A 26,871-nucleotide genomic window follows, 5' to 3' on the forward strand; every position below is an offset into this window, starting at 1 on the left:
AACTTAGAATTTAAAGATGCTGATGGTAATGTTGTTTTAACAGGAAAAGATATTGAAAAGGCAACATCAATTTTAGAAGTTTCACTTAAATATTCTAACTCCTTAAGTGATTGTATTTGCCATTCCCTTAGTTTTCTAACATCATAACTATTTATTATTCTATCACTTATTAAATATTTTTTTCTCCATTCATTTTCATTATTTTTATTTTTCTCTATAATTGAATTTTCCACTCTTTTCAATAACTCTATAATCTGTTTATTAAAATTACCCTTTTTTAATACTTCATTAATGATATTATTTAATTCATCATTATGTAATCTTTTATATTCAAATGGAGCAATACTATCATATGCCAATCTTAATGATTCTAATAATTCACTAATTATAACTTTATATTTTGGTAACATCTTTTCATTTAGACATTTTAATATATAATCATTTAATGTTCTCACTTCTCTTATAGAATTAGTTGATATTAGTTTTAAATTTATCTCCTCTAGTAACTTAATCCCATTTCCTCTTACTTCTTGTATTTTATCTAATTCTTCCTTAAGTTGTTTTAACAAAATTGAAATTTCATTATTATTTAACTCTATCAAATTTGTACTTTTAACAAGCCACTTATTAATTTTCGCTTCACACTCATCTATATTTTCAACTAATGATACATTTATTCTTATGTCAGAAATATCAGACTTAATACTATCTATAATCTTTCTACTTTCTAACAATTTTTTATATTTTTCTTCATATTCACTAAAAATTAATTTCATATTATTAGCTAAAGCTATTTCTCCTAATTTAGGTAGTTGTTTTATTGAACTTATAAATATTGATTTATACTCATTAAACTTAGATATATCTAAATTAACCATAAATTCTTCTAATATATCATTACATAATAATACTGACTTTTTTCGTAAATCCTCTGCTATTTTAATTTGCCTTTTTGAATATCTATATGATGAACCTTCAATAACATCATCTTTAATATTTAATATATTAGCTAATATATTTCTTATAATAAATGGATTTTTAGATAACTTTATATTAAAATCTTCATTAGCTGACTTTAACTGTCTTTCAATTTCTCCAAATTTTGAATATGCTAAATTTAATGTTTCTTTACAATTAAAATACCTACCTCTAAGATCCATCGGAACATCAATTTCTTGAATCTGCTCTAATTCTTCCCTTAATTCTACAGCCTTTTCAATATCAATAAACCTATTTTTTTCGATTTTACTTATCAAAAACTCAAGCTTGTCTTCATATGTTTCTTCAGTATATTCTAATTCATATTTAAAGAAATCATTAAACTGTTCTTTCTTATCATCATTAAAAGAAGATAAAATATCTGTTACTCTTTTACTTACACCAGCTTTATAAACCTTAATATTATTTTTATTCATAGAAATTACATATGCTATTAATAAAGATACTGAATATAAATTCATTCCATATGGAACTTTCATATATTTGTCTACTAATTTATTAATTGTTATTGGCCCATTATTTTTAATATTCTCTATAATTTCATTATATAAATTATCTATATTTTCATTTTGAGAAACATCTATTACATTTCCCTTATATAACACTCTCCAACTTTTATGATTATCAACACTTAATAAAGAATTAATTCTATTCTTAACATCAATAGATAAATTATTAAATTCAACTGGATCTTCTATTTTACCTAATATTAAACTTTCTATTACTGAATTATAATATTTCCTTACTTTTGGCATAACTTTCTTTTCAAAACCATCCATTGTAAAAGGAACTGTTTTAGTATAAATCTTTCTAAATTTTTCTGTTATTTCTTTTTGTAATATATTATTTGAAATATATATACCATCTTCATTTAAAAATTGTCTTTGTTTAACAAGTTCTAAAAAACTTTTTACAACTTTTTTATTACATTCATTTTGCTTTGCCTTATAAAATTTTTCAAAGTTTTTTCTTTGATCCATATCAAAAGAGTTTAAAGTTCTTAAATCTAATAAATTATCGCTAATAACATCATCAACATCATTAATTAATATTAATAATATTGGTAAAACATCATAATTATACTCCCTTAAAATTTTTATAATCTCTTCAACTTTATCGTAATTCTTCGATCCACAATATAAATAAATAATCCTTCCTTTTGGAATATCAGGATGTCTATTATTTTCTATTTCAAATTTAATATTTTTAGCTAAACCACTTGTAAAATCAGTAATATCTATTACATCTCTAGAAAATTTCCACTCATTAGTTGAAATATTTGTTTCAATACTAAAAGCAGTAGGCTCTATAATATCAAGCTTTAAATCTTTTTTTATATTATCATTAATACTTGATAATATGTCAGTTTTATTAACTTGAATTTTCTTTTTAATAAACTCCCTATTAAAATCAATTTTAGAATTTCCTTCTGTCATAAAGATATATCTATTTTTTATATCATCATAATAAATTATTCCTAGATTTTGTTCTAATTTATTTATAGATTGTTCTACTTTGTCCATATCATAAGATACCATCATTTGTAAAGCTGATTTTGCATCTTCTTTGTCATAAGCTTTTGATTTTGTAATATTACTAATTAATATTGCTCTAAGTATATCCTTATCAATTTCTATTAAGCTTTCTTCATTAATATTCATCAATTCTCTAAATTGAGTACATTCTTGTCCACTAGTTCTTCCACGTTCTTCAGCATTTAATAATTCTGTAAATATAGATGAATTTATAATGCTAACAGGATAAATAAATGGAATACTTTCATCAATTTCACTATCCATATATACACTAAAGATATCACTTAAAAAACTTAATGTAGAACGTTGTTGCATAAAATTTGATAAAGCACATAATAAACTAACTGTCAAAGGATGAATTGGATAACAGCCCTTTAATATTACCTTAGAAAACATTAATTTATTATTCCATACGCTTTTGCTGTTTAACTCAGGATACCATCTAGTAACATTATTAAATATCTTAGTTCCATATGATTGTAAACTGTTATCAAATAGATTACTAATTATTGCTTCAGATTGTTCATTTCTTTTCTTTACAAGATTTGCAATAATAGTCTCTAAGTTTGAAGATAGATAATATTTATCACTATTCTGATATCTTCCTACATATCTAATAATGTTATCGTTACTAACTCTTGCTATATATGCACTTAAATCTGACTGAATGAATCCTACAAAAATAATAGAAGGTGAAGCATTTTGAACAGATTCAAAAATCTGTTGTAAACCAGTATCACCTGCAAGAGCTGGTTGAGAGCTAGCAAACTCTAAATATCTTCCAAACTCATCAAATAATACAACAATACTTTTAAACACTTTTTCTTCAACAACATATTTTTGATGTAATTTATTTAATACTGTACTTGCTGAAATGGCTTCATCTACTCTAATGCTATTTCCTGTTTGCTCAGTATACACACTATTAATAATATTATATGCATCATAATCTAACTGAATATTTTCTAATATTCTCTTCTTCAATATTGTTCCTGAGTAATTTTTATATTTTGAATACATACTTGCTTGTTTTTCATACTTTTCTTCTAAATATTCAAATGAGTTTTCTAAAAATTTTCTTGCTGTCTTATAAGCTCCAGTCATATCATCAAATATTGATGAATCTAATCCATATAAATTTAATGTTTGCTTAGCAACCTTCAAAATCTCTCTATTCAAATTAAAATCATTTATTCCATTCAATATAATTACAAATTGTTTATCATTAATATGTTCTTTAATATTCTCATAAATTTGTTTATCAGCTTCTTTAATATTGTTAAGTATTTTTTTTTGCAATTCTATATCAACACCTGAAAATAAAGAGGCCATTGTCACAGATAAATGTGATTTGCCGGTTCCATAACCTGCAATAGTTAATGCAAATCTACTACTTTCACTATCTATATATATTTTATTATATATAGTTTCAACAAAACTAGCCGTATCATATAAATTATGATTTAATGTTTTTATATCACTCTTACTAACTCCATAATACTTAGGTCCATGAAAAATATAACTTTCTGAAGTAGCCTTTCTTTTATTTTCATCATAAAACCACTCTGCTTGTACAGCACCATTAAAAAAAGTATCCTTTTTAATATCTACTAAGTCTGATATTCTAGTCATATACCCTCCTATATTACATCATCATATAATGTTTCTATTAAATCACTAGAGTTCATATTTCTAATTATAGTTACTGGATTTAACTGCTTATTTATTTTAATAATCCCTCTAGCACTTATTTCATCCAATACTTCAAGCATAGTATCATAATCAAATCCAAATGCTTTTTCCCACCTTAATAAATTTAATATATCGTCTATTGTTATCTCTTTACTCTCTGGTAAAATCAATTCCCAATCATATAATAATCCATAAGCATATAAATTCGTTGCTTCAAACATTGGATTATTAACATTAAAAATAACTTCTTGTCTATTACCTTTTGAAATATCTAAGTTAGATATTATATTAAAATCATCACTAATATACATTGACTTTAACGGTCCTATTTCTATATCTTTAGCAAACTTCTTTTTCCCCTGATCTTCAATATCTGAAAACATTATTTTTATATTATATTCATAAGGATATTCTCTAAAAAAGTAACTCCATTGAGGAGCTCCTTCTATCAAACGAGTCATATTATAATGTAATATTAGCTTTGTTATATCTTGCATTATATATGGATCTTCATTAAATACAATATTTCCTAATTCGGTTAATGATAATTTATATTTACCTAATTCCATTTCAAATTGTATCAATCCCATATAAGATAAATATCTTATATGGGGTACAACTTTGCCAGTTGAATCTCCAGTTGGTATACCTGTAATATTACTAATATCATTTTTGCTTCCACAATAGTTTTCACTTGATAATTTTAATATTTCAGCAAGATAAATTATTTGTGGTGGAAATGTTTCATGGAATCTAAATTTCATATTAGTCATTTATTCTATCCTCCAAACTAGTTATCTTAATTATTTTAGGCTCATACTTATCAATTTTATTTTCTTTAGCCTTATACCCTGTAGTTACACAATATCCCTTAGTTAACTTAGATAATTTTTCAGCCCACATTTTGCTTCCATCACTAGAAATATCTATATATTTTGAAACTTCTACAATACTTTCTTCTGGAGGACTAAAATATAATTTTTGAGCTGCTTGCTGTAAATTTCCTATTTCACCAGAGTCTAGTCTTCCTTTCATAAATTGAGTTGCATACCATCCTGATATACCAAATTTTCTTCCTTCAGCTAATATCTTACCACTTGGAGTATTTTCTCCATGAGATAAGTTTTGTGCTTCATCTAATACTAAAGGAATAGGAACTTCTTCACTACCATTTCTTACTGCATAACTCCATATATCCCATAATATTAAGTCAGTTAATATTACTTGTATTTCTCTATCAAATCCACTTAACTGTATAACATACATTTCACCATTTTTAGAAATAATATTTTCCCATGAAAAACTTGAATCTTGTTGAAATGGATCATAATCAACTAATGGTCTAATTTTACTTATTACTGTATTAGCGGTATTATCTCCTATTTCCTCTAGCTTTTCTTCTAGTAATTTTAAAGTCATATTATCTCCATACTCTTTTATTCCATCTAATACTGCAGAATATATGGTATTTCTTTGCTGAGGCCCAAAATTATAAACATTTTTAAAAGATGACGCTATTCTATTTGCTACATCAACATCTGGTTCATTAAACTCTTGCCCATTAAAAGTAACTTTTCCTCTTTTAAAAGGATTTATAGGAAATTTTTGATATTTTACATATCTTTCTTCAAATTTATCACCTAAGCTTTCTAACAATAATGGTGAAAGCTTATTTCTAGTAAAACCATCGGTATAGTCAAATACAATAGTAGAAATATTATTTCTAGTTGCTTCTAAAATTAAAGTTTGAATACAGTATGTTTTTCCAGATCCTGAATTTCCATTAATTAATAGATGCCTATTATTTAATTGTTTATGTTTATATTCCCAATATATCTTTTCCTTTGTTCTAATATCTTCTCCCAACAAAAATCTTATATCAGATTTTTGTTCTTCTTTTATATTCTCGAAATCATCACTAACTACCTGTGTTAATTTATTATCTTTACTAATTTCATAACTATTTTTATTATTATCAGTATAATTATTTTTTACTACTGATGATAATATAGCACCTTCTGTATCTTTGTTTTCATCTATCGGCTCAGTATAAACTTCATCTTCACCACCATCTTTTATATCACTCACTATATCATCAAACTCATCAATATTAACTTCTAAAACTTCCAATGCAAATTGAGATTTTTCTTGATTTATTTCTACATCTTCACTAAACTCTAAGTCTATTTTTCTACTTTCCTTTGGTAATAATAACTTTTGAATAAATAATTGTCCTCCAGTATATACCTCTAATTTATTTAAGTTAAACTCTATATCTTCTCTTTCTTTAATTTCTTCAAGATTAAATTTATCATCATTTCTATCAATCCAATAAGCATAAACTTTTCCATTCCATTCAATTTCAAATTTAGCTTCATAAATATTAGATATTTTATCTATTAAAACATCATATCCTGGCTCATTATCACTTATTTTTATCTTAGAGAATATTAACGCTCTATATAACTGATTATACCAATATCTTCTATTTACAGATTTATTAAATTGAGAGAAATTCTGGGCTAATACTTTAATTCCTTCAATTATTTGTTTTTTAGCCTCTTCAATATACGCTTTACTTTCTTTTGCCATCTTACACTCTATAACAGTAGCTTTAATTTTTAGAGGAATTTCTTTATCAAACAATTCATTATTTTTTTCAACTTCCAATACTAAAAAATCTGGTCTTAATTTTGATTCTCTATTAACTTCAACACTTATATTATTATCAAACCAATGCATATAATTATCCAAATTAATTAATGTTCTAATTACATATCTATTATCGTCATTATTCATATGAATACTTTGCATAGTTAATACATATGCAAGATAATTATGAATCTCATAATCATGTGGATTTAAAGCCTTAAGCATTTTAGATCCATCTAAATCCTTACTAATATCTATACAATTATTGGCAGCTTTATCAGCTATTTCAGGTAACCATTTAGTAAATTTATACATCAATTTATTTTTAAGCTTCATTTGAACATCTAATAAAATATCTGCTCTTGCTGATACAGTAGTATTAAGTTCACCAAAAACCCCTTGCCCTGTTGAAAATCCTATTATTTTTGATTTATCAGTATTCAATAAATTTTTATCTATAGTTTCATCTAAGCATATAACCCAATTTGATTTTTCATGAATATAATCCACTAATTCCCTTTTCTTTTCAACTACTTGTAGCTTTTTTACCACTCTATACATAGATTCTATTTCATTTGGTCTCATATATTTATGAGTCAATTGTAAGTGCTCATTTGAAGTTATAAATTGTCTTTGGGATATATCAACCCCTCTAGTTTCTTGTGTAACTGAAATAGGCATAGGAGTATATACTGCTGGATATTTACACTCTTCATATATACTTTCATTATTTACTTTAACAAATTCGATCTCACTTTCATTAAGAACCTTATAAATATATGTTAAATCCTCAAAATCAATAATTTTTGTAAGTTGATTTTGAAGCTTAGACGATTCAAAATCAATATAGTTTATACATGTGCTAATATTAGTATTTCCATCATCCTCAAAGCAATTATCTAACCAAAACTTTACATAATCACTTCCTCCAACTCTATTTTTAGGTACAACAATTCTAATATTAATATTAACTGTACTAATCTTATCCTTTAACTGTTCTACTGCATCATGCACTCCAGCAACAATATGTTGCATATCATCAGGATTCACAAATAAAATATTTATTCCATCAACCCTTGCTGGAAAAGTCTTTAAATAATCAACTATATTTTGAGTAATAATATTCGATTTATGAGTTCTTTTTATTAATTCTTTTTTATCAATTTCTGAATCTTCAACGAAATTAGTATCATAAGATTTATCTGATATTAAATTATATGCTGAATTATCAATAGCATATATTGCATATCTTCCATGTATTTTTTCTGAAGTTATTAATCTATTACCATTAAAACAATACACATCAAGCCCTGAAGTTATTGAACACATTCTGTAATTATAAGACAATATTTTGTTTAATTTTTTCTCATTATTTACTTTATCAATATTAATAAATGATATCACTTCTTCTAAGCTCTTCTTTAGATACTCTACTTTATAGTACATCTTTTCTAACATAACAGGATGATATGCAGGAATTAATATTGAATTGCATTTATTAGATCTAAATTCATTAAAGTTTTTCTCACCTATTAAAAACATATTTAAAAGTAAAAATAATGATTCCCTTTGCGTGCTTGTTAAATTATCGTAATTATCCCTTGCTACTTTTAATAAACTAGCATATCTCATGAATACACGTTTATTACAATTATCATTTATAAGAGTATAATAATATCCATTATTGCTTATTATATTTAATAATTTTTTATATTCATAAATCAAATTTCCAAACTCATTATTAATTTCATCATTCTCTAATTCGCTTCCAATAGTTATTTGATACTCTCCATCATATACTTGTGTACTAATTTTATATAATTTCATAAAAAACTCTTCATCAGATTCGCAGTTAAAATAATCTGATAAATTTGAAGCCTCAATATATAGTGGAACTTTTACTGTAGAATAATCAATATCTAATAAATTGCTATTATTTAAAATAATAAAATCAACTATCCATGAATCAACTGGCGAAAAACAATATACATATTCTTTTTTCCTAGCTTTTTCTTCCCCTCTTACTCTAATATCAAACGTTATTTTACTTAGTTCATTAATATTAGAACTCTTAGTAATAGGTACATCAATAAGTCCATTGTTAATAGTTTCTTTATTAAAAGGATCTAAATTATTAATATAACTAATATCAATATTTTCAGCTATTATACCTTCACTAATTTGTAGATATTCTATAATTCCACCTAAACACATACATATTAACGAATATAAGTGATCCTTCTCTTCATCAGTACTACAATTCGATAATTTAATTGAACTAACTCTAATCTCTAGTGATTCGGGCATCTCTCTATATTCTTTCTTATACTCTAATATTAATTCTGAAATCATTGTTATATAAGCTTCTATAGGCTCACCAAATACTTTATTTGTTTTATCTTTGGCTATTGTTGGTTCATTTGGGAGTTTAAAATTTAATATATCATCAATTAATGAAAAATCTATTTTAAGAAATTTATTTCTTAATTCTAAATAATTTTTTCCCTCTATAAAATCCAAAAGATTTTCTTTAAATTCTTCATAATTATTAAATATCTGTGTATCTATTGGAAATTTATCTTGAATATCAATATTTTTTTCTTCTGCATATTTATCTATTTTTTGTATTAATTTTGAGTATGCACTCTTGGTTGTTCCTTTTTTAAATTGAATACGTGTAATAAATTTAAAAGACTTATCTATTATTTCTGCAGATTTTAATTTGCCTTTCAATAAATTATTAGCCTTAGGCACTTTTTTTTCAGTCGATATACTTGGAATCCCCCAATCTTTATCAAGTCTCATACATATTTCCTGTATTATATCATCAATAGTTAATAACTCTAACTTTTCTAAATAATCTACTAAATTACTTAACTTTATTAAATCAGTATTAACATTTTTAAATAATGTAGTAAACATAGTATTTAGTGATTTTAAATACTTTTTATCAATTCCATTTTCCGCTAAAATATCTCTGAACCATATTGAATAATCTTTTTTAATTATATCTAATATTATTTCAGGAGATATCTTATAAAAATCAGCTAATCCTCCCTTATCAGGTACTACTTCTGTTCCCATTAATAAAACTAAAGTCTTTTTATCACCATTTTCTACTTCAGTACTATTATTTCTCCATCTTGTCATTGCCCCATCTAAATCTATATAATTATTTTTTTCTAAAAACTCTAATGCATTGTAATATAAGTGGTTATTTTCATTTTTAAATTCTTCATATTTTTCCTTTGAAAGTTTTGCATGCAAGTCTACTAAAGTAGTATTTTTAAAATAACTGCAAATCTCTTTATATATTACTGGTGAGTCAAACCCCTCAACCCTAATTATGGCTAAATTATCATTTTTTAATACTTGCAATTCTATTTCATTTTCTATTTGATCAATATAACTCCTCATACTGGCCTCCCCTATTACCATATGGATTTTCTACTATAGAAGTTGAATCTGATAATTCTCTTAAAAATCCTGATTCCTTTAGCATTACTTGAATGTCATTTTTATTTTTATCCAAAAAAGATACATCAACTTTATTCATATCTGTATTTAATGAATAATATTGTTCTTTAGCAATAACTATATTAAAATGTTTATAAAGTTTATCTAAAAATCTATCTAATGTAATCTTGGTATTAGGTCTTACAACTGAAGCAACGAGAAATTTTAAAGTCTTTTCATTTATTGTAAATCTCGTTGATTTTTCATTTACTGGTCTAATTATCCCTATTTTTTTTCCTATCTTTTTATAAACCTTTAATGAATCATCAATCGCTGAATCAATTGTTTGTTTTATATCTTTTCCTTCTTTAATATTCCCTTCTAAATTGTTATATAAAGCATCGAAAAAATCTTGCTCAAACACTGAATAATTAATTGTAGCTAGTTTTTTAATTTCTTCATCAGATTTTCCTTTATAGCAGTTAATATCAAAAATTAAATATCCTTGATCTTTTTCTGATGAATATCTTGCTTGATTATAACTCATAATTATTATTTGGAATATTACGCCATATGATATTACTTCAATTTTCTCAAAAGGATGCATATCACTATTCAAGATATTACATAATTCAATTAATGTATATTCTTCTCTACTTGAAAATCCATCAGGAATTGTACCTAATTTTTTAGTTATTTTTCTTGGTTTTGCATTTGATCCATCTTCCCAAGTTTTTTGAATCAACTCACATAACTCAGAAAATTCTTCAAATTGATTAATTAATTTCTTAAATCCTTCTTCTAATTGATTCCGATATTGAGGATAATTATTTATTGCTTTTAATATATGAAGATAATAAACTTCTCCACCCCTACACATGAAATTATATCTATTAGCTTCAAATTCACAGTCTACTTTTGATAAATAATTTTCATCAAATTCATTAATAATCTTTTTATTTCTTTTAGATTTTGTTCCCATTATTTCTGCAGTTAATGTTTGTTTACAAATTGGTAATAAACTTTGAGCAAACCACGATCTATTCTCTATTACTGCTCCAAATTCATACAGTAGATTTTGTATTAACTCTACTACATATTTACTATTTATAAACTCACTATTAGATTCAATTTCTATAATATTCTTTATATATTTAATATGCTGTTTGTACGCAAAAGCATCATACTCATATCTTCCTTCTTGCTTTGATTTTTCAAAAAAAATAAATCTTTTTAATCCTACATTATTGTTAGGATAAAATTCAATTTGCTTATCTATATCAATATTTATTGGAAATAATTCATCCTCACTATATTCTTTTTCACCTATTTTCTTTTTTGAAAAAGCTACCATTAAAAACTCTAATATATATTCATATAGAGATTGACTTTGCTTAAGTCTATGCCCGAATATTTTACTTTGTAATGGATAATCTTCCTGAATTTCTTTACAATTTGGAAACATATATTCTCCCCCTATAATACAAACATTTTATTATCTTCAAATTCAATTTTAATTTCCTTTGCCCCACTAACAGTATTAACAATTAATGATAGCTGCTTTTCTTTTTCTTTAAATCTAAATACCTTTAACAATTTAGCATTCAATTCAGCTACTCCATGTGATAATGATGGATTTATTTCTGTACTTATTTCTCCATTACCTATTGAGTAGAAATACATTAATAACGGTAAAGATAAATTTACTTTTTCATTAACTATCCCGTCTTCTTTGCATATTTGAAGTACTAACTTATATCCACCATCTGTATCTTCTATTTCAACATTCCTTACTACTTGATTTACTACTAAATTTCTTTCTTTTGCTTTACCTAATAATAAAAATACTTTTTGAAAATCTCCATCATATCGTGCAAGAGTTAAATACAATGTATCTTCATCAATAGGAGGCACTCCTATATTTTTTATATACAATGCTTCATAAATCATTTTTGAAATTGCTCTTAATTTTCTTGGTGTATGTTTTTCTGTTATAGCACTTTTATACATGTTAAAAACTTTTCCATACACTTGATTATAAAGCTCACTTACTCCATTTTCCTGTTCCGATAATCCAAATACTAAAATAAACCTTCTTATAGCTTTTCTAATTTCATTTTGTTTATCAATATACTTTGAATCACAATAATCACCTATAAATACTTCCTTTGAAAATTTATTCCATAAACTTTCAACAATTATTCTAATATCTGGTTTTAAATAACTAAAATCACCTTTAACAAAAATATTATAATCTTCTCTTAGAGCTACTGAATCTATTTTCATTTCTTGAATTAGTTCTATACCTTTAATTTGTTTAGCCTCATAAATTTCTTGAATTCCTTTATAACCAAAAAAAAGATTTGCAAAATTATAGTTAAAGTTGTTATATAATCTGTTATCAAATTTACTAATTCTTTCACAATTTATGTTTCCTGTAAATGCAAAACTAATCTGAGCAATCATTTGTCTTATAGTTATTCTTTTATCATTTTCTTGTAACCATCTATAAAATGTTTCTACAAAATCTATAACTCTTTCCTTATTATCCGATACACACTTTTTATTAAAATATATTGGACATTTACATTCATTAATACAATCTCTACATTTTCCCCATAGTTCATCAGAACATATCTTTTCAATAACTTTCCTTGCAAAATTTAAATTTTCAATTCTCGCAATATTTATTAAATTAAATCTATTCTCATTAACCTTTAATTCTTCAATAGAATTTTCATCTAACTGCTTTAATAGCATATTTTCTATTTTATCAATCTTTTCATCATTACCTTCACCAAATAATATATTAAACGACTTTATTAATGGTCCTGTATTAGTAATTAATATTGAAGACATTCCATTTTGTGGAGCTTCCAAACACTCCTTTAATAATTTAATTTGTTTTTCTTCTGAAAGTTCACTCATGTCCTTAACATACTTTAAAGTACAAAACTCATTACTAACAGTATCTACTACTTTTAGTCTTTCTCCTTCTGGTAATAAATTTAATGATTTTAATACCTGAATCAATATACTAGTTTTTCCATCACCAGCATGTCCAGTTAGGATATAACAACTCTTCTCATTTGCATTAATCTTCTTAACAATAAATTCCCCTAATTTTCTATCAACTCTAATATAATTGTAATATTTATTTATCACTTGAGATTCTGCTAACGCATTAATATTTCCGCTTGTAGCATTATTCATGGAATTCAAATAATTTACAAATTCATTCCCCATAATATACACCCCTATACTATTTTATTTACATACCTTCTATAGCTTTTATTACACTGTTAATATCATCTTCAATGTTAAAATAACCAATACTTACTCTTACCGTTCCATTAATGGCATAACCATCTAAAAATTCTCCTACTAATGGAGCACAATGATGTCCTGTTCTTACAGCTATATTATGTTCATCACTTAAAATTCTTCCAATGTCTTGTGGTGAATATCCATTTAAATTAAAAGAAACAACACCAATATGATTTTCAAGATTTTCTGGTATATATATCTCTATTCCATCTATCTCTTGTAGTCCTTGAATTAATTTTTTAGTCAAAATTTTTTCATGTGAGTATATACTTTCACATCCTATATTTTTATGCCATTTTAAAGCTGCATTCAATCCTGCTATAGCGTACATATTATAACTACCTGCCTCAAAAAACATTTCATTATTAAAAGGCATTTCTAAATTAGTTGAGTCCGATCCTGTTCCCCCAGTTATTACTTCATTTAGTTTTATATCATTATTTAATGATATAAATCCACCCACTCCAAAAGAAGCATATAATGACTTATGTCCTGCAAAAATAATAAAATCACATTCACTAAATTCATTTTGTATATCTACTTCCACTAATCCTAGTGATTGTGCACAATCTACAATATTTATTGGTTTATATTGTTTTGCTAATTCATGACATTTTTTTATTGGCAATATATATCCTGTAACATTACTAACATGAGACATAATAATTAAATCTGGTTCATTTTTAGAATACATTATTCGAAGTTCTTCTTCATTTAACTCAAAAGATATATTATCAAATGGAATTATATTTATTTTAAATTCATTATTTTTTCGTAATGAATGTAGTGTTCTCATTATTGCATTATGTTCAAATGGTGAAACATACACATTTTTAATTTCACTCCACTCTAATCCTCTTAAAATTTGATTAATTGCTATAGTTGCTGATGGTGAAAATATAACTTTATCATTTTTTCTTGAATTAACTAATTCTAATATTAATTTTCTTGTTTCATCTATTAATTTAGTAGCATCCTGTGCTAACTTATAGGATCCTCTTCCTGCATTAACACATTTTTCTCTTAAAAACTCATCTATAAAATTATATACAGCTTCTGGCTTAGGAAATGTTGTTGCTGCATTATCTAAATATATTTGTCTATCCATTTCTTCTCCTTTCGCGCCAAAGAGGGGTTTCCCCCTCTTCTTTACTAAATATAATTTGATAAAATATCCATTAAAATATTTCTCTTTTCATTATCATTAACTGAATCACCATACTCTTCAATAATTTCTTCTATCGCATTACACAATGTACTTCCTAGTGGTGATACTTCAACTTTATTAAATGTTTTTTCTATTGTTTCAGAATCATCACTTTCAAAAACGATTTTTACTAAACCGTTGTTATTATCGCTATCAATTGATAATTCATAATTTTCTACCTGTTCTTTACTACTTCTTATTCCATTTAAATACACGTTAATAGAATTATCATTCCAATCTTCTACTGCTAAATTTGAGAAAATATATACTAAATTATTTATTATATCTATTTCATTGTTATTGGACTTTTGAATAAATCTTAATAAATCATTAGTTTCCGTATTATATAGATGTCCTTTTTGCTCATCTGATAAAGAACTATACCACGTATTCAGATTTCCTGACAATGATCCTTTATAATTACTATCTATTATTTTATTTGTTTCATTTATTAAATATTGTCTTACTTTTTCATCATGAGTATCTAAATATTCTTTTATATCTTTAAGTTCATTAATACATTCATGATAAGAATCTACATTTAAATATTTAAGCAAATCATTAAATATAAATCCTCTATAATTAATTTCATACTTAACTAATTCTTTTCTTAAATTTATAATTTCACTTCTTAAATATTCATCACTATTAATATTCCTTTGGTGATTTTGTGAATATAAACTCAGAGATTGCATCCATCTCCTCATTCCATTTACAATATCAACATAATTATTATTTGATTTTTTATTCAAATATTTACTAAACATATTTAGCAAAGAACTAATATATAAATCTTTTTCTTCAGTTACTTTTTCTACTTTTATTAAGTAATCATTTGGAGTTGTATTGATATTCTCAATTATTGTTGAATCTAAAACTACCTCCTTCTTACTTCTACCATTTTTTAAATATATTATTGCTTCTTCTTTATAATCCTTTAATATAAATGCTAAATAAATAGGTAAAACACCTTTTCTCATTCCTATTTTCTTTTCATTACTAGTTAAAGATCTGTATAATTCTCCAAATGAGATTTCTTTATTCTTGCATTTGAAAATAAAATCTTTAATTTCTGATAATATTAATTTTATATCTTCGTTGTAATATTTTTCCTCTTCAAGCAATCCTTTGTTTAATAAAGTTGCCCTAAACAAAGTACATTCAGGAGCATTTTTGCTAGAATCAAAATCTAAATAAGATTTATTTAAAATCATATCTATAATTATATTTCTCGCTTTTTTAATAGGAGCTGTTATCTCTTGCTTATTTATTAATTCATTGTTTATAATAGGAGACTTTAAAAAATTACATGTACAAATTTTAGAAAGCTTAGCAGATAATTTATATGGTTTTAATCCACTATATCTTTTATTATTAATATATATGAAGCTATTTTTTTGTGAAATATCATATACCTTATTTATATAATCACTTATTTTTTGAACAACATCTTCAAATAGTATATCTAACTGACTTTCGATTGCTGAATCCTCCTTTAAGAACTCCTCATCTGCCTTTAAATATGAAATAGCCTCATATTCTGATATATCTTCTTTTATTTTTATAACTTCTTTTGGAATAGTAACAATAATTCTATTATCATCAATTTCATCAAGCCATTTATTCACTTTTTCTTTATCAATACTATTTTCATATATTAAATCTATTATTATCCCATCAGTTTCATAATCAGATAGTAATTTTTCAGCATTCATATAAGCCATAATTTGATTTATAGTCATAAAAGTTCGTTTGAAAAATCTTGTCATTTTATATGTATCATTATATTTTTTAGGTAATAAATACTTTAAATTAACAAGTTCATTATATGTTTCTGATAGATTCGGTAATTTAAATTTAGTTGAAACTAGATTATCTATTTTACCTTTTATATCTACAGATGTTATTGGTATAAAATCTAAAGTTTCAGTACTTCTTCTTAAAATTAAAATATTTAAATGTCTTAAATTCTTTATAGTAGACTCTACTACTGACTTATCCATATTTAAAACATTACTAATAACTTTTTCTGTAGGTGGCAATGAATTAAAATCATTAACAATATAAAGTATACCTAAAGCTTTTATTACTCTTTTCTCTTCCTCTGAATAAACAATCTTTAATGCAGTATCAGTTTTTAACCAAATATTATATATAGCTTCATTAAATGTTTCTTTTCTGAAAAGAGGTTCAAAATACTCATATAACTTATCTATAGTAACTAAATCAAATTCATTCTTATTTGCTAACAACTCTATTAGAGAATTTTTTTCTTCTTTACTTAAATATGTAAATAAAGTTCTTTCATTTTGAGCAACCTTTTCACTTATTATAGGAAGAATATATGTTGAATATGGACTTAATGGAAAACATCCTTCTATAATATGCTCTGTATACTCATTTTCATCATATTTAAATAAATTCTTTGCACTATAAACTGATTTGTTTTTATATAAATCTTTTTCTATTAAAACTTCTTTAACTTTATTTATATCTTTAACAATAGCATTAGAAATAAGATCATAATTTTGTTGAGAACTAGAATTAAATAATATTTCTTTAAACCTTCCCTCAATAGCTCTCCATGCATCTATTTTTTCTTGAGGAATTTTACTTATATACTCATTTATAGTCTTATGAGTAACACATACTAAATGTATTTGTGGATCTTTTAATCTATTACTTACCTCCGCAAAATCTTGTAATATCTTCAAGTTCATAGCACTATTTATATCTACACTTGCTTCAATAAATTTACTAAACTCATCAAAAACTATAATCATTCCATTAAATCCATATTGTTCTTTTAATATATGATTTATCTCTTCATAAAGTTTAACAACATCTGTATTTATAAGAGGATTAAACTCTATTCCTGAAGTTACCACTTTAAATATTTCTTTAAATACTTCGTATGAAAAGGTATCAAAAGATTTTAATTTTCTTTTAAATGTATTTAAATCAAATTTAGTTTTTTCTTTAATTAAACTTTCTACTAATGATATAGTTTGATCATACTTTTCCCAGCTTTCTAATACACTTAAAACAGAGTCAAAATATGTATTTGGAAGTATATTTTGAATTCCTTGAATTTTAAGTGCTTTATTTACCGCTATTAAGAATGCCTGATTTAAATCTCCTGAATTAAAATTAACAATTATAGGTAAATATTTTTTATTACTTAATACATCCTCTGCAAATTCTGCACATGTATTATCAATATACTTTATTTTATTAACTAAATCATTTAATTCTTTTATATCATTACTTCCGCACATTAACCCTAATAATATTAATAATAGATGACTCTTTCCTTTACCATATGGGCCTATTAAAACCGTTGATTTATCTCTATCATCAACAATGGTATTTAATAGATACTCTTTTAAAATCTCTATAGATTTCCTTGTTGGAATATATCCCTTTATTTTATTAAGATTCATAAAATCATATTGAATATTTATTGAGTATTGAAACCCTTCATTTCCTTTAATAAAATCAGCATATTTCATCTAGTTACACTCTCCTAAAATTCCGAATAATATTTATTTAAAATATCCACTGCTAGATCTGTAGGATAGATAGTATTAAGTCCTGCCGTTCTATTTACTCTTAAATATCCTTCATCTTCTAATATATCTACATAATTATTTATAGAATTCTTATCTAAATTAAAAACTTTTCCTATATTATTTTCATCTTCTATTAAATTTTTAATTGTAGTAGATGTTTTTTCTCCTATATTATCCATAATTACAAATAATACAATTAATCTATCCAACTTATCTTTATCCGGTTTCGTTTTATATATTACCTCTTCTTTTCCACGAATACTTACCTTTTTTATTAGTCCTAAATCTGAAAAAGGACAAATCATGTTATCTTCTGGATTTTCAAAATCATTTTTTTCCGCAAAGTAAGTTTTTATAATACAATTACAATCATCACTTAATGATCTTGAAGATATTAGATATTCTGGATCTATATTTAATAGTAATTGCTTTAACATCTCTTCCATATTATACTTAGTTAATTCAGTTGCTTTTACCGAATTAAAAAATAAATTCCAACTTGTCGCTAATTCTTTATTAGTTACTAACTTATAATGCAGTAAATACAATGTTCCTAAATCTTCAAAGTATGGATCATTTTCATATAAAACTCTACCAAAAGAATTAGTTAATTCTTGATATCGCTTTCCCTTATCCCCTCTCTTTTCCTCTGTTAAACCAATTGCCTGCAACCAATATCGAATTGATTTAATCATAGCCGATCCAACACCTAACTTATCTATAGCAACTTGAATATTAGAGAGAATATAAGCTTCTTCTTCTATGGCTACTACTGCTTTTCTTAACCATCCTTCTCTTATATAAAAACTTTCATGCCCTCTTATCTTTATTTTAGTATTACTCATTAAATGTCACCTCTTTTTGTGATAAGAACCTTTCTCATGTAGCATCCACCATCAAAATGATTTATGCATTCTCCACATCTTACACATTTTTCATCTATTATTCTATAAGTATCATTAACCTTATTTAATATTAGTTCATTTTCATGCGCAGGTTTTTTAACAATAATAGCATCATGTTTACATGCACTTTCACAACCTAAACAACCTAAGCACATTTGATATTTAGTTAATTGACAATCTATTCTCATTCTAATCTCTTTTAAACTTCTAGCTTTTCCTAACGGCACTTTTAAAGCTGTTATTTTTAATTGTTTGCTTCCAATTTTTCCTTGTAATCTAAGAATAGGATTTCCTATTTTATCAGTAACATAAACTTGTCCCAATCTTTCATTACCCATTTCTTTATTTATCCATCCAAAAGGCTTAAAGAACTCATATAACTCCTCGGTTATAGGTTTATTTAGTTCATAATTAAAGCTTTCATTCTCATTTGAACATGGTTTAAATGAAACGAATATATTACTACTATAATCAACTCCATTACCACCTTGTCTAGCTTTCCAACTACCTTCATCAACATATACCTCTGGATCAGGCTTTCCTATTTTTTTAGCAAATGTAATTAGTTGATTTCTCCATGCATTGGCTTGCTCAGGCATATAAATTTTCGCTAAATATTGTGCCCATAAACTATTATTAGGACAACACCAACATCCTACTCTTGAATAACCTAATCTATATGCATCATTAAAATCTACATTTGCAGTTAAAAGATATAACCATATATCAAAATCATACCAATCTATAATTGGCGATGATACCTTCTGCTTCATAATCTTAGGACTATCTGCAGATCTATCATATTTACTTCTACTTACCGATTCACTCCTTCTAATTCCATAGAAAGTTAATATTTTATTTTTGCTTTTAAATGTAGAATTAATTTTTTTAGTTATAGCTCCTGTTTTAAATACCGTACAACACCATCTCATAACTCTACTAGGTGGTCCTACAACTTCACACATATCATAGAAATTCTTTTCTTTGTTCCTAGCTGATAAGAACGGTGTTTTTCTATGATTTGCTTTAAATCTCTTAGCATAGTCTTCTGTCATTGGAAATTCTAATGTTGTATCTCCAAATATATGTATTATAGCTGGATTCCCCAATGCTCTAATTACTAAATCACTTACAACTGTACTATCTTTACCGCCAGAAAAAGACACAAACGTCTCATCATCTCCATAATTCTTTTTTTCCTCAATTATAAATTGAGTAGCTTCTGATACTATAAAATTAAATCTTCCTGAATTAGCTTTGATGAATTTTCCAATATATTTATCAAAATACTCATATGTATTTTGTTCATTTAATTCTTCTAACTTTTCAATAACTTCTTTATCATCCATCTTCATTAAGTCAGATATAGATACTTTTAATGAATCTCCATTAACAATATATCTATTTCCTGATCCATTCCATACTGATTCTTTTAAGAATTTGAATGGCTCACCAATTAAAATTTCTAAAAGTAATCTTTCTTCAGGAAATACAGGTCTTATATCAGTAGTACTTTCTTTACCTTTATTTCCACATAATGAACAAATTTCTTCATATAAAGGTACATTACATTCTTTACACCAATATAGTTTTGACTTAATCTGTGTTCTTTCACCACAAATTGAACATGTACTTAAATCACCTTCAATATTACATGTTTCACAAAAATATTTAATCATTATTACTCCTTAATTAGCTTTTATTCATTATTATATTTTTCCAATTCTATTATATAATATTAACAAAAATTATTTTGTCGGAATTTGTATTTACTTTATATATGAATTTCACTTGTTTTTTTATAATATTTTTTAAAATATTACACTTTTAGATATTTTTCTATTTTCAACTCCCAAAATTAGGTTATATATAAAAAAATTTTTAAATTTTATTTTAATTAACTAATTATACATATTTATAATCTATTATTTTTATTATATGATTAATTACAAATATGTAGTATTCATTAATAAATTAAATACTTTGATTCAATCAAAAAGCGTCTTATTTTCTAAGACGCTTTTTAATTTAATCTAATAATTCTTCTAATATTCTTCTTGAATTTATAAACATCAAAAATTTCAGTTTTATCTCCATAACAAACCTTAACACTATCTCCCTTAGCAACAATATCAATTCCATTACCACATTCAACATGTAATACCTCTTCACTACCATCCTCAAATCTAATCTTAGCTTTCTCACTAAATCTACTAAGTTCACACCAAACTCTATACTCTTCCTTGCTCTTAATAAACAACTCAGAAATTATCTTAGCCTTATTAAGTAAATAGTCACTAGTATAAAGACACCTTCTAATTGGATATCCATTAACTTCAATCTTTTTAGGCAACTTAATCCACTCTTCAATGTTAATTAAATAATAAATCTCATCTGATTTTTTAGGTAAAGCTGTAATTTCACTTCTCTTAACTTCTATTATTTTAGATACCTTACCATAATAAGAAATACCTGCTTCATCTTTAAACTTACCTATAGGCTTAGATAATGCAACATACTGAATATTATTTTTAATAAAATTGACACTTTTCTTAGGAACATGATAAAACTTTCCAGTAAGTGTTACCTTAAGATGCTTTTCGTCTTTAATAGGTCCAACTAAAACATTTCTATTTGTAAAATATTCGTCTCTTAAATACTCTTCATTACCTACTTGTTCTAATGATCTTTCAAAAGTAGAATAAGTAGACTCATTAATTATCTCATTTAAAAACTCTTCCATAAGTTTAGTGCTAGAAGGTAAAAAAGGTATTCCCCCTATATTTACTTCTTCTATACTCTTATAAAAATGATGTTCTTTAAATCTCTTCTCTTCTTTATATGGAAATAATACAAAAGCTCCAAAAACACAATTTTTATATTTATTATCATGTTTATTTTTATAAACAATAGCATCCCTGTATCTATGCATTGTATTAATATCCTCTTCCTTAGGTCCTATACCATTATACCTATTAATATATGCTTCACTATAATCAGCCTTATATTTAGCATCAAAAATAAATTCATATGCTTTAGCACTTCCTTCTTTATCTATAGAAAGAATATTATCTGGCTTTTGATTAATAGTTCCTGATAAAGTATTAGTATTATATAAAACTCTGAACTTTTCTTTAGTTTTAGGATTTTCATATACTAAAGTTGAAGCTTTTCCCTTGCGAAGAGCAACAACTATTCCGTCATTATTTATCTTAATAAAGTCAGAACTTATCAACTTGTACTTTCTTTTAAGTAAAGAATTTATTTTAATAAAACACCAATACTCATATAACAAAGGCAAATCTTTCATTGAAATAGATAATATATTACTATTAATATTTAATCCTTTTTGTAGCATCAAATAATATTTATACACTTCTCTATATCCACTAGCCATACTAAAAACTAATGAAACAGAATTGATATGACTTTCATTAACTTCTTTTAGAAAAGTGGTATTTATTCTTCTAATTATTTGTTTTTTCATAGATGATAATTTACTAATAACTTCATCTTCACTTTTCCAAACTGACTTATTGTAATTTAAAATAAAGTTATCTATTTTTCTTATAATACTTAATAAAATGAACTTAAGAAATTTATTTTCATTAGTATCATAAGTTAATGTTTTAGTAACTTGAATAGCTTCATTTGGTATATATCTACCATCTATATTTCTTATTACATGAGGTCTTTTTTCAAGCCACTTTACAGTTTCCATACTACTATTTCTTAAATTGTGATACTTACAAACTCTACTTTCTTTAATAAGCCCATGATGTGGATTTCTTATTATTATGTCTATTGACTTAAGTAATTTCTCATAAAGATAATTTAAGATACTATAAAATTCACTATGTGTACTATTTTTATTATTAACTATCTCAGCTCCCAAATAAGTTCTACTTAAAAAACCATAAGCTAAATTATAAATTTCCTCATTAACATCATTAACTAAAGCCTTATAATCTTCCTTATAATCTATTTTACTTGGAAAGACTTCAACTGTTAATTTAATATGCTCTCTTCCATTTACAAATACATATAAATCTGAATATCCAATATCACCTCTAAAATTAATAATTCCACTTAATATTTTTCCTGATCTTCCTGTAGGAGTTACCTTATCTCTTATAGTAGGATTATCATGGTAAAATTTTATTTTAGAAGTATTTTTAGCTTCAATTATTATTTCATAATTTTTGTACTCCTTAAAATACATCTTTTCATTTAATTCGCAACTAATAATTTCTACCAAAGAAGATACTTTAAAATCAGCTTCTTCTGAAACACCTACCGAAGAAACATTACCTTTAATAGAAAAATATATTTCTTCTGTTTCAATAAAAATTAATTCAACATTATTGCCAGAAGCTTGTAAATCCATCTTTTACAAACCTCCTAATCATATACATAAGTTTTTCACTACTTAATTTATAATTACTTTCTTTACTCTTCTTAGTCATTTCTCTTATTGAAACATCATCTAAATAATTTTCACAATTAAAAGTACTATTATTTAAAAGATTAAATATTTTAACTAGTATCTCTAAAACATCACTATTGCTTCCATTTATCTTAGATAATATTTTTTGAACAATACAATAATCTAAAGCTTTATCAAAATCCATAATATTATTTTTTATAGCATAAATCATATAAAATACAATTTCATCTCTAACTCTAAATCCAAAATGTTGATTATAGATTTCTAAAATATTATTTATACTAATTAATTTATCAATAACCTTTATAGCTATTTCTTTTTCATCTTTACATTCTGCTATCTTTAAATAATTTGCTTTTAAGAAATCATTATGATAAATCCTTCCCTCAATTTCTTCATTAAACACTTGTTCAAAATTATAATTTAAATCAACTTTATTAAACTCAATAGTATTTGCTCTATCTAAAACCTTTTTACTAAATGGAAATGTAGTCTCATCCATATTTACTGTTCCAATTATATATAGGTTTTGTGGTATATAAACATCACCATATTTATCAAATGACGCTGTATCTCTTCCAAACTGTTCTTTACTTATTAATTTTTCTGTAACAATATTCCCATTACCATCTAATCTCTTAGTTTCCATTAATGAAAGAATATCACTAAAATAATATTCAACTCTAGCAAGATTCATCTCATCTAAACAAATGAAATATGGATTTTCAGGATTTTTCATAGCTTCATATGCTGCTAATGTAATAATACCTGGAGTAAATTTACCTTCAATATTTCTATATCCTAAAAGATCTGTAGCATCTGACCAATCTGGTTTTACTGGTATTAACTTAAACCTTCCATTATCATAATTTGCTCCAATAGCTTCTGAAAATAATTGAACAATTTTACTTTTTCCTGTCCCTGAAATACCAGATAATATTACAAAAGGTTTAGTTTTAATGCTTAAATATAAATTTTCTACTAATTCTTTACTATAATTAAAACCTTTTCTTGAAATATAATTATGTATATATTTTATTTCTTCTTTAATATTTGTTACATTCCAAAATTCATTATTTACTTCTATGTCTTCATTTTCTATCTCTTCATCATCACAATATATGTCTTTATTATCCTTTTCAAATGGTTCTTGTGAATTTATTGGTAATAAATTCATTATAAACGTGTCTAATTCATCCCCTTTATAAAAATCAATATATTCTTTATATTCATCAGGAATAGTATTAGGTTTTTTATCATTTTTCTTTTCATAATCAAGAATATATTCATAACTCGATTGAAATTCTTTTTGTAATATTTCTTTTAATAGCTTGTCTGTATAATTAATTCTAATAGGTGCTGTTTTTCTTTTTTTTACATCAGGCATATCTATTGATCCCGGATATTTATCTCCATTCAATACTATATCTATTTTTACTCTATTTCCTCTTTCTAATTTACTTGATAAGTTTTCTAAGAATTTATTGTAATATCGTATTGGAATAATTGTTCCGTAATTTAACATGCTATAATCGACTGTTTTTCTTCCTAAAAAATTTTTATTATTAACTTCTATATTATCAATCCATGAATCTGAACTTATTTTTTTCAACATTTTACCTTCTTTCATCTAATGTTTTAATTTTATTTATATATTTTCTTTAGTATTAAGAATATTAAGATTATCTATATTAGCATTATTGGAATAGAATAATACCACCTTTTAGGCTTTCCATTATTCCATAGATTTTCTGCTTCTAATCTGCATTTATTAATTATATCCTGTGGTATAAATTTTATTGTTATTGCTATTAATATTTGAAGTAATATTACATCATCTAGATATCCTAAGAATGGTATAAAATCTGGTATTAATTTATTATTTTTAAATATCTTTTAAATAGATTCTTATCCATATTTCATCTATTTTCTCAAAATAGTAATTTATAGTTCTTACTTCTGCATATAATATTTTACCTGCATCCATAAGTCTTGCAAATACCTTGTTATTTCTTTTAGCTATATAGCCAATCTTTTCATTTTTCTCTGTATATATTGATATTGCATAATCGTCATATTTGTTATCTGACTCTCTTTTTAATATTAATTTTTCTCCTTCTAATAAGGAAAATCCTTCTTTTATATAATAATTTATCCCTGCAACAAGCACTGTTTGTAGATAAATATTTGTTTCAAAAGGAAGGCTAAGTCCTCCTTTATCTATAATGTTTGCTAGACCTCCATTGTATTTAGTTAAAGAGCTACTCATTTAACTCTCCCCCTATACTTTCAGTTATAATCCTATTAAGTTCTTTAATTTTATCTATATAAACTTTTATTTCTTTATTTAATTCATCCTTTTTATTATCTATAAAGCTTTTATCATTAATTACTTCCCTTAAATTTAATGGGAATTCTCTTAAAGCTTCTTTATTTATATTTTGGATTTTTTCTATATTAGCTTTTATTTTTTCAATATTTTCTTCTATATTACTAATACTTACATCCTCTTTAATTTCTATATTGTTTATTATTCCATCTAGTACAATTAAGCTTACTAAATCATTATTTTCATAAGCCTCTTTAACTTTATTCCAAAGCTCTATTTCTTCTTTAGTTATATTTCTATTTATATCTGGATGCAGTTTCTTTGCTAAGCTTCTAAATATTTCTTTTATTTTCTTAACCTCTTCCTCACTTAAGGTTGATGACTCTAAATATATTTTGGATACTTTCATTTTTTCTCTAATGGCTTCTAACTCTTCATAAAAGCTTTTTAATTCACTTTTTAATATAGTATCTATTTTATTAATATCTATTTTTTCATTTTTATTTTTATTTTGGATTATTAAGTTAAGCTTCTTCTTTAGTTTTCTATACTCAATTTCATTTTCAAACTTTAAGAATATTAAAGAACCTAGTTTACTCATATATAAACTTTCTAATGTTTCTTTTTCCTTATTTAAATCTTCCATTTCTTCATAAAGCTTTAAGTATTCCTTATTTAACCTACTTAATTCTTCCTTTAACTTTTGGATTCTTGATAAAGATACAACTAATTCCTTCATTCTTACTAATC

General features: G+C 24.8%; 14 protein-coding genes. All 14 read right to left on the minus strand.

Translation table 11 applies throughout. The features are described from left to right. Positions 1 to 4,166 (minus strand): hypothetical protein (locus H9660_RS05410; RefSeq protein ID WP_191749326.1); only part of this gene is annotated, 4,166 nt, incomplete at its 3' end. A gap of 8 nt (positions 4,167 to 4,174) precedes the next feature. Beyond that, positions 4,175 to 4,999: a DUF4007 family protein gene (locus tag H9660_RS05415; RefSeq protein ID WP_191749328.1), complete on the minus strand. Its 825-nt coding sequence runs from the start codon at positions 4,997 to 4,999 to the stop codon at positions 4,175 to 4,177. Then, positions 4,992 to 10,295: an ATP-binding protein gene (locus H9660_RS05420; RefSeq protein WP_191749330.1), complete on the minus strand. Its 5,304-nt coding sequence runs from the start codon at positions 10,293 to 10,295 to the stop codon at positions 4,992 to 4,994. Before H9660_RS05420 ends, H9660_RS05415 begins: the two co-directional genes overlap by 8 nt. Next, positions 10,279 to 11,799: a hypothetical protein gene (locus H9660_RS05425; protein ID WP_191749332.1), complete on the minus strand. Its 1,521-nt coding sequence runs from the start codon at positions 11,797 to 11,799 to the stop codon at positions 10,279 to 10,281. Before H9660_RS05425 ends, H9660_RS05420 begins: the two co-directional genes overlap by 17 nt. A gap of 11 nt (positions 11,800 to 11,810) precedes the next feature. Continuing rightward, the gene (locus H9660_RS05430) at positions 11,811 to 13,580 is read right to left on the minus strand and encodes a hypothetical protein (RefSeq protein WP_191749334.1); all 1,770 of its coding nucleotides are present in this window, start codon (positions 13,578 to 13,580) and stop codon (positions 11,811 to 11,813) included. 25 nt (positions 13,581 to 13,605) lie between these two features. After that, positions 13,606 to 14,769 (minus strand): aminotransferase class V-fold PLP-dependent enzyme, encoded by a 1,164-nt coding sequence (locus H9660_RS05435; RefSeq protein ID WP_191749336.1) that lies wholly within the window; start codon positions 14,767 to 14,769, stop codon positions 13,606 to 13,608. 44 nt (positions 14,770 to 14,813) lie between these two features. After that, positions 14,814 to 18,380, minus strand: coding sequence for a hypothetical protein (locus H9660_RS05440; protein ID WP_191749338.1), 3,567 nt, complete (start codon positions 18,378 to 18,380; stop codon positions 14,814 to 14,816). A 14-nt stretch (positions 18,381 to 18,394) separates the two neighbouring features. Next, entirely contained in the window at positions 18,395 to 19,285 is an 891-nt protein-coding gene (locus tag H9660_RS05445; RefSeq protein WP_191749340.1) for a DUF4007 family protein, read from the minus strand. After that, positions 19,285 to 21,024: a phosphoadenosine phosphosulfate reductase domain-containing protein gene (locus H9660_RS05450; RefSeq protein ID WP_191749341.1), complete on the minus strand. Its 1,740-nt coding sequence runs from the start codon at positions 21,022 to 21,024 to the stop codon at positions 19,285 to 19,287. Before H9660_RS05450 ends, H9660_RS05445 begins: the two co-directional genes overlap by 1 nt. A 344-nt stretch (positions 21,025 to 21,368) precedes the next feature. Next, positions 21,369 to 23,732 (minus strand): restriction endonuclease-like protein, encoded by a 2,364-nt coding sequence (locus H9660_RS05455; protein ID WP_191749344.1) that lies wholly within the window; start codon positions 23,730 to 23,732, stop codon positions 21,369 to 21,371. Beyond that, positions 23,707 to 25,407 carry an McrB family protein gene (locus H9660_RS05460; protein WP_191749346.1) on the minus strand — a complete coding sequence of 567 codons (1,701 nt, stop codon included), beginning with the start codon at positions 25,405 to 25,407 and terminating at the stop codon, positions 23,707 to 23,709. Before H9660_RS05460 ends, H9660_RS05455 begins: the two co-directional genes overlap by 26 nt. Before the next feature lie 71 nt (positions 25,408 to 25,478). Further along, positions 25,479 to 25,685 (minus strand): DUF1232 domain-containing protein, encoded by a 207-nt coding sequence (locus tag H9660_RS05465; protein ID WP_191749377.1) that lies wholly within the window; start codon positions 25,683 to 25,685, stop codon positions 25,479 to 25,481. Then, positions 25,678 to 26,061 (minus strand): HIRAN domain-containing protein, encoded by a 384-nt coding sequence (locus tag H9660_RS05470; protein WP_191749348.1) that lies wholly within the window; start codon positions 26,059 to 26,061, stop codon positions 25,678 to 25,680. Before H9660_RS05470 ends, H9660_RS05465 begins: the two co-directional genes overlap by 8 nt. Further along, entirely contained in the window at positions 26,054 to 26,860 is an 807-nt protein-coding gene (locus tag H9660_RS05475; protein ID WP_191749350.1) for a hypothetical protein, read from the minus strand. Before H9660_RS05475 ends, H9660_RS05470 begins: the two co-directional genes overlap by 8 nt. Between the last annotated feature and the right edge of the window lie 11 nt (positions 26,861 to 26,871).

This window comes from Clostridium gallinarum, assembly GCF_014836325.1.
Taxonomy (GTDB): domain Bacteria; phylum Bacillota; class Clostridia; order Clostridiales; family Clostridiaceae; genus Clostridium; species Clostridium gallinarum.

Excerpts from the sequence above, each read along its gene's own strand:
- H9660_RS05415 (WP_191749328.1), bottom strand. The coding sequence starts at position 4,999 with ATGACTAATATGAAATTTAGATTCCATGAAACATTTCCACCACAAATA.
- H9660_RS05420 (WP_191749330.1), bottom strand. The coding sequence starts at position 10,295 with ATGAGGAGTTATATTGATCAAATAGAAAATGAAATAGAATTGCAAGTA.
- H9660_RS05425 (WP_191749332.1), bottom strand. The coding sequence starts at position 11,799 with ATGTTTCCAAATTGTAAAGAAATTCAGGAAGATTATCCATTACAAAGT.
- H9660_RS05430 (WP_191749334.1), bottom strand. The coding sequence starts at position 13,580 with ATGGGGAATGAATTTGTAAATTATTTGAATTCCATGAATAATGCTACA.
- H9660_RS05435 (WP_191749336.1), bottom strand. The coding sequence starts at position 14,769 with ATGGATAGACAAATATATTTAGATAATGCAGCAACAACATTTCCTAAG.
- H9660_RS05440 (WP_191749338.1), bottom strand. The coding sequence starts at position 18,380 with ATGAAATATGCTGATTTTATTAAAGGAAATGAAGGGTTTCAATACTCA.
- H9660_RS05445 (WP_191749340.1), bottom strand. The coding sequence starts at position 19,285 with ATGAGTAATACTAAAATAAAGATAAGAGGGCATGAAAGTTTTTATATA.
- H9660_RS05450 (WP_191749341.1), bottom strand. The coding sequence starts at position 21,024 with ATGATTAAATATTTTTGTGAAACATGTAATATTGAAGGTGATTTAAGT.
- H9660_RS05455 (WP_191749344.1), bottom strand. The coding sequence starts at position 23,732 with ATGGATTTACAAGCTTCTGGCAATAATGTTGAATTAATTTTTATTGAA.
- H9660_RS05460 (WP_191749346.1), bottom strand. The coding sequence starts at position 25,407 with ATGTTGAAAAAAATAAGTTCAGATTCATGGATTGATAATATAGAAGTT.
- H9660_RS05470 (WP_191749348.1), bottom strand. The coding sequence starts at position 26,061 with ATGAGTAGCTCTTTAACTAAATACAATGGAGGTCTAGCAAACATTATA.
- H9660_RS05475 (WP_191749350.1), bottom strand. The coding sequence starts at position 26,860 with ATGAAGGAATTAGTTGTATCTTTATCAAGAATCCAAAAGTTAAAGGAA.